Source organism: Synechococcus sp. BS55D, from assembly GCF_004332415.1.
In the GTDB taxonomy this organism is placed as follows: Bacteria; Cyanobacteriota; Cyanobacteriia; order PCC-6307; family Cyanobiaceae; genus Synechococcus_C.
On the sequence record NZ_PHQT01000003.1, the window covers coordinates 428648 to 435062 of the forward strand.

Sequence of the window (6415 nt, forward strand, 5' to 3'; positions counted from 1 at the left end):
GTATTCAGCTCCATCTCCCCATGACCGGGCCAGGCCGATGGCGCGGGGGACGGTTCGCCCGGCAAAAGACCTCTGCAGTGACTGTGGCCTCTGTGATTCCCGCTGGGTGGCCTATGTGAGGCAGTCCTGTGCGTTTCTTCATCAGGACTTCGAGGGGATGGAGCGTCGCCATCACGGACGTTCCCGTGATCTGGATCAAGAGGATGAGCTTTATTTCGGCGTCCAGCAGCGGATGCTCACCGCGCGTTTAAAGGCTCCGATTCAGGGAGCCCAGTGGACTGGAATCGTGAGCCACCTCGGCATCAAGGCCTTGAAGAGCGGTCTGGTGGATGCCGTGCTCTGCGTGCAGCAGAGCCCGGACGATCGCTTTACGCCGGTGCCGGTGCTTGCCCGTTCTCCTGAGGAGGTGCTGGCCGCCCGGGTGAACAAACCAACCCTGTCGAACAACCTCTCGGTGCTCGAGCAACTACCGGGTAGTGGAATTCGTCGTCTGCTTGCGATTGGTGTCGGCTGTCAGATCCAAGCGCTGCGTGCGGTGCAGGACACCCTCCCCCTCGAGCAGCTCTATGTCCTCGGACTTCCCTGTGTTGACAACGTCTCTCGCGAAGGCTTGCAGACGTTTCTCAACAGTGCGAGTGATTCGCCCGAGACCGTTGTGCACTACGAGTTCATGCAGGACTTCAGGATTCATTTCCGTCACAAGGATGGACGCCAGGAGACGGTCCCTTTCTTCGGTCTCGATACCCCGAAGCTCAAGGATGTGTTCGCACCGAGCTGTCTGAGCTGCTTCGACTATGTGAATGCCGGTGCCGATCTCGTGGTGGGTTACATGGGAGCTGAGTTCGGTCGCCAGTGGCTCGTGGTGCGCAATGACCGCGGGGCGGATTTGCTGCGGCTGATTGAGGCCGACCTCGACATCGCCCCCGTGACCAGCCGGGGCGATCGCCGCGCAGCTGTCCAGCAGGGCATCGATGCCTACGACAAAGCGGTTCGTCTCCCGATGTGGCTTGCTGAATTGGTGGGCTGGGTGGTGCAGCGCATTGGCCCCAAGGGACTGGAATATGGCCGTTTCTCGATCGATTCCCATTTCACCCGCAACGCCCTCTGGTTGCGGCGCCATCATCCAGGGATGGTGGAGCGGCACCTGCCTGCTTTTGCCCGTCGAATCGTGGAGCGTTACCGGCTCCCATCAACCTGAGCCCTCCCATGCGTGAACTCGGTGTGCTGCTGCACCCCACGGCCCTTCCCAGCTCTCCGGTCTGTGGTGGTTTTGGTGCCGCTGCCAGCCGTTGGCTGAGGTCCTTGGCCGAGCACGGAGTCAAGGTGTGGCAGGTGCTGCCCCTTGCGCCAGTCGATGGCACAGGCTCGCCCTACAGCTCCCCCTCCAGCTTTGCGCTCAATCCCTGTTGCCTTGATGCCGAGGAACTTGCGGAGGAGGGCTTCATCCGAGACGCGGACCTGGCCGAATTGCCTGATGCCCCAGGGACTGACAGGGTCGATTGGCAACTGGCGGAGCAACGGGCCGAGCGGATTGGCCAGGCCCTGAGTGCCTCTTGGTCAGAGCAGTCGTCTGAGCGCCATCAGGCCTTTGCCCGGTGGTGTCAGCTCCAGGCCTTTTGGCTTGAAGATCATGCCTGTTTTATGGAGCTGCGCCGTCAGCATCAGGGGCAACCTTGGTGGACCTGGCCGTCAGCTCTGGCCAACCGTCAGGGGCGGACCTTCCGACGCTGGAAAGCCGACAACGAAGCTTCACTTCTCCACCATCGGCTGCTCCAGTGGCATCTCGACCGCCAGTGGCAGCGGATCCGATCGCTGGCCCGTGAGCTCAATGTGCGCATCTTTGGTGATTTGCCTTTTTATGTGGCCCGCGACAGTGCTGATGTCTGGAGTCATCGCCAGCTCTTTTCACTAACGAGTGAAGGGGAGCTCCTCGTACAGAGTGGTGTGCCGCCGGATTATTTTTCCGCCACCGGCCAGCTCTGGGGAACACCGGTGTTCCGCTGGTGGCGCCACCGTCTCAGTCGTTTCCGCTGGTGGCGGCAGCGCTTTCGGCGCCAGTGGCAACTGGCCGACCTCCTGAGACTTGATCATTTCCGCGCCCTGTCGGCCTACTGGGCTGTGCCGGGCGGCGATGACACGGCCATGAATGGTGCCTGGAAGCCGTCCCCAGGGGCCTCTCTGCTGCGGAAACTGCGTCGAGATGCTGGTGGAGAGCTTCCTCTCGTGGCAGAGGATCTCGGCGTTGTCACTCCCGATGTGGAAGCGCTGCGCGATCGGTTTCGGTTACCCGGGATGAAGATCCTGCAATTCGCCTTTGATGGCAATCCCGAGAATCCATACCTGCCTGCCAACATTCGAGGTGAGCGCTGGGTGGTTTACACCGGCACCCACGACAACCCAACCACGATCGGCTGGTGGAAGACCCTCGATGAGCCCGCCCGTCAGAGGGTTGAGCAGCTGTTGGGATGCCCGGTTGAAGCGCCTGGCTGGCAGCTCCTCGAGCTAGGGCTCGCCTCGAGTGCCTGGCTGGTGGTGACTCCGCTTCAGGATCTTCTTCACCTTGATGATGCCGCCCGCTTCAACACCCCCGGAACCGTCGGTGGCAACTGGACCTGGCGTCTCACTGTCCTGGATGAGCAACTGGAGGGCGCCTTGCGAGGCTATGGAGTGCGCGGTGAGGTCTGGGGGAGGCGATAGCTGCCGTCCTGGCCTGCAATTGAGGTCAGCTTGTCTCCATTCCAGAGCACCTGATCAGCCTCGGCTGGTGCCGGCTGGATGCTCAGTGTGACGGGGGTGCGCAATTGCAGCGTGAGGCGTCCCTGACTGCCGGTGAGTTCGCTGCGGTCTCCACCCGCGCTCGATAGCCGGATGCTGCTCGGTCGGCTGAGCTGAAGTTCAAGAACACCGGTTGGGTTGCTTGTTGGCGATGGGTCCGGGCGGTTCGCGTCCTGCTCCTTAGGCACAAGGCTGCTCAGAGAGCGACGCTGGGCTTCTTCCACCGGTCTTAGCCCAGCCAGGGAAGGGTCGCTGGCCATGGAGGCGGTGCTGGGAATCATCGGTTCCAGCGCCAGGCTGCCCTGCTGCGCCAGATAGCGCTGTTGATGGTTCAGGCCCAGGATGCTTGCCACCATCAGGGCGCCATAGACAACACTGCCCTGCCAGGTGGTGAAGATGTCGATGCTTCCGATCGTGAACCGTCGACTGCCTCGATCCCCATGTGCCAGCCGTGAGCGCTGGGGTGGGGGCAGGGCACCGTTGAGGCTTCCTGGCTCCAACTCGAGATGTTGTTCCAGTCGATGGAGCATCGAGCCCAGGTAGGCGGCCTCTGGCAGGCGGTCACGCCATCCACGCTCGAGAGCCTCTAACACTGGGGTTGTGATCCTGATCTCCCTGGAGAGATCCCTCAGGCTGAGGTTGCGCTCCTCTCGTCGCTCCCGCAGCCTGCGGCCTGCCGCCTCGAGAGGGTCGATCGGGCTCTGGGGAGAGCCATCGGCAGTCGCTGGTGGGGCAACCTTGCGCCGCCTCCAGAAGCTCGTGAGTCGCATCAGCGTGTCTGTGGAGGCTCCGTCGTGGACGGTCCCATCGCGGGCATCAGGTCACGCCATTCTCTCTTGTTCAGGGCACGCCAATGCCCTTCAGGGAGGGAACCGAGAGGAAGATCAGCGATCGCTGTTCGCTGCAGGTCCAGCACAGGATGCCCGAGCAGATCCGCCGTTCGCCGAATCTGCCGATTTCGCCCCTCGCGGAGAATGACCTCCAGCTGGCAGCGCCCTGCCGCTCGACGTAGGCAGATCACTTCTGCTGGCTGGCTTGGCAGGCCATCGAGATGCACGCCATCGCGCCATTGCTGCAGGATCTGGGGCGCCGGGTGGCCTTCCACCCAGACCCGGTAAGTCTTGCGATGGGCGTAGCGAGGATGGGTCAGCTCCAAGGTGATGGCTCCCTGGTTCGTCAGCAGCAGGGCGCCACGGCTGTCGGCATCCAGACGCCCAACGGGATGGAGGCCCCGGCGCAGTTCGGCAGGGATCAGGTCCAGCACGGTCGGTCGTCCCTGGGGATCGTGACAACTGCTGATCACCCCCTGTGGTTTGTTCAGTAGCAGCACCCGAGCAGGATCCCGGCGGCGGAGGGGGCGTCCATCCACACAGATCTGATCCTGCTCTGGATCGGCGCGGTCTCCGAGGGTGGCGATTCGACCGTTCACCTGAACCCGCGCGTCCAGCAGCAGTTGCTCCGCCTTCCGTCTGGAACAGAGTCCAGCAGCAGCGATCAATTTCTGCAGGCGTTCAGCCGTCAAAGTGCCTGTCCACCGCGGGGGAGCAGCAGTTCCACGTTGGTGCCGCCTCCTGCGTGATTGCGGGCTTGGATCCGCCCCCCATGGTTCACTGCAATTTGTTGAACAATGGCCAGCCCGAGACCGCTACCGCTGCGATTCGAGCGAGCCCTCGAGGGATCGCCGCGGTAGAAGCGCTGAAACATGTTGTTCAAATCCATGTCACTCAGGCCGGGGCCATGGTCACGGATCGACAGCATCCACCAGCCACCACTCGGAAGGATCTCCACTTCCACGTGGCTGTTGTCCGGGGAGTAGCGGAGCGCATTGTCGAGCAGATTGAGGATCGCCCGATGGAGACGTCGCTGATCTCCGAGAAGCGGTCCGGGTTCATCACTATTGATGGCAAGGTGAACGCCCCGGGCTTCGGCAATGGGACGGATGCTGGTCCAGGCACTATCGACCAGGTTTTCAAGGGTGAGCGCGCTGTAGGAGCTGTTGTCTCGAGGCAGGCTGTTCTCAAGCCTGGAGAGCTCCAGTAGGTCTTCCACCATCAGTTGCAGGCGACGAAGCTCTTTCTGCAGGCGCTCCACCAGCACACTGTCCTGGCCCTGAACAGCGCCTTCGAGACGGTCGCTCACCAGCATGAGAGCGGTCAGGGGCGTCTTGAGCTCGTGGGCCACATCGCTCACCCAGCGTTCTTGTTGCTGTTGTTGCGCTTCAAGGGAGCGGCGACTCTGCAGCAGCACCAACAGCCATTCATCCGATCCCGGCAGCACGATCGCCTCTAAGGGATCCCCCTGCCATTCCCATTCACTGCGTTGCGGCCGTTGCTGATGGCGGACGCGCACAATCGCTTCCTCCAATTCTGGGATCGACAGCACCTCCTCCAGGGGCTGCCCACGCACGAGCAAATTGTGGGAGATCTGCAGGAGACGCTCAGCCTTTTCGTTGATGTAGGCGATGTGCAGATCCGGGGTGAGGATCAGCCAGCCCTGGGTGCCGGCATCAATCCAAGCGAGCAGTTGTGGTGTGGTGAGGGTCTTGCCGTGCAGAACCGCACCATGAGGGGTCGCGGCGCGTGACCTGTGCCTCAGTCGAGTCCAGGTGAGTCCTGTGCCGATCGCTGCACCCAGGGCAAGCCCCAGCCCGAGTTGCTCCGCCATCCCTTTCTTTTACCCGAAGCGGTAGCCGAAGCCCCGCACGGTACGGATGTGGCAAGGCGAGGACGGTTCATCCTCAATCTTTTCCCTCAGCCAGCGAATGTGCACATCAACGGTTTTGGTATCTCCGACGAAATCGATACCCCAGATTCGCTCCAAAAGCTGGTCACGGCTCCATACCCGCTTGGGATTCTTGATGAACAGCTCGAGAATTTTGTATTCCTTCGGCGAGAGATTGAGATCCTTGTCGTCGCGGGTGACCCGGCATTCCTGGGCGTAGAGGCAGAGATTGTCGTGCCTGAACACCAGTGGACTCGGCTCATCGCCAACGGGTTGCTGGGAACGGCGCAGCAGCGCCCGGCAGCGGGCTACGAGTTCCCGCAGGCCGAAGGGTTTCACCAGGTAGTCATCGGCTCCGACCTCGAGGCCCAGCACGCGGTCGGTCTCGCTATCGCGGGCACTGATGACCAGGATCGGAGTGTTGTCTTCGCTCTTGCGCAGTTGCCTGCAGAGGTCCAAGCCGCCAAGGCCCGGGAGCATCAGGTCGAGCACCACCAGGTCGACTGGTTCGGCTGTGGACTGCGTGAGAGTGGCGAGAGCTTCGGCGCCATCTCCGCAGGCGAGAACCTCAAAACCCTCTGCTTTCAGAGCTTCCCGTACCGTTTCACGGATTGATTCATCGTCTTCAACGAGCAGAAGCCTGGCTGTGCTGACGGCACTGGCGGGTGGGCTGATCACCGGAACCTCTGTTCTGACTCCATTCTGCCCAAGGGCCTGAATTTCGCCGATTCGGTCAGGAAAACCCTGTCAACGATGGTAAATTACGAAACAGTTCAGTTTCGTAATCGACCTGTGGCCCCCCTGTCCGTGCTCCCCGACGTGGATCTGGTGCGTTCGTACCTGCGGGACATCGGTCGTGTGCCGCTGTTGAGCCATCAGCAGGAGATCACGCTGGGTCGTCAGGTGCAGGAGCTGATGG

The 6415-nt window shown here is 62.0% G+C and carries 7 protein-coding genes; 3 read left to right on the forward strand and 4 right to left on the reverse strand.

Features of this window, described 5'->3' with window-relative positions:
* The first annotated feature begins 37 nt into the window (after positions 1 to 37).
* Together CWE16_RS09255 and malQ are read left to right on the forward strand one after the other, a co-directional pair.
* Entirely contained in the window at positions 38 to 1198 is a 1161-nt protein-coding gene (locus CWE16_RS09255) for a Coenzyme F420 hydrogenase/dehydrogenase, beta subunit C-terminal domain (protein ID WP_201737987.1), read from the forward strand.
* An 8-nt stretch (positions 1199 to 1206) separates the two neighbouring features.
* A complete protein-coding gene (gene malQ / locus CWE16_RS09260) occupies positions 1207 to 2697 on the forward strand; it encodes a 4-alpha-glucanotransferase (RefSeq protein WP_131594838.1) in 1491 nt (496 codons plus the stop codon).
* Here the strand turns inward: malQ and CWE16_RS09265 are convergent.
* The 4 genes from CWE16_RS09265 to CWE16_RS09280 are packed head-to-tail and all read right to left on the reverse strand — an operon-like array spanning position 2661 to position 6174.
* Positions 2661 to 3545, reverse strand: coding sequence for a helix-turn-helix domain-containing protein (locus CWE16_RS09265; protein ID WP_131594841.1), 885 nt, complete (start codon positions 3543 to 3545; stop codon positions 2661 to 2663). The two genes, malQ and CWE16_RS09265, sit on opposite strands and share 37 nt — an antisense overlap.
* Complete coding sequence (locus CWE16_RS09270) at positions 3545 to 4297, reverse strand: pseudouridine synthase (protein WP_131594843.1); 753 nt, start codon at positions 4295 to 4297, stop codon at positions 3545 to 3547. Before CWE16_RS09270 ends, CWE16_RS09265 begins: the two co-directional genes overlap by 1 nt.
* Positions 4294 to 5439: a sensor histidine kinase gene (locus CWE16_RS09275; RefSeq protein ID WP_131594845.1), complete on the reverse strand. Its 1146-nt coding sequence runs from the start codon at positions 5437 to 5439 to the stop codon at positions 4294 to 4296. Before CWE16_RS09275 ends, CWE16_RS09270 begins: the two co-directional genes overlap by 4 nt.
* A gap of 9 nt (positions 5440 to 5448) precedes the next feature.
* Positions 5449 to 6174 carry a response regulator transcription factor gene (locus CWE16_RS09280; protein WP_131454346.1) on the reverse strand — a complete coding sequence of 242 codons (726 nt, stop codon included), beginning with the start codon at positions 6172 to 6174 and terminating at the stop codon, positions 5449 to 5451.
* 75 nt (positions 6175 to 6249) lie between these two features.
* Between CWE16_RS09280 and CWE16_RS09285 the strand changes: the two genes are divergently transcribed.
* A partial coding sequence (locus CWE16_RS09285; RefSeq protein ID WP_330848551.1) for a sigma-70 factor domain-containing protein occupies positions 6250 to 6415 on the forward strand: 166 nt, incomplete at its 3' end.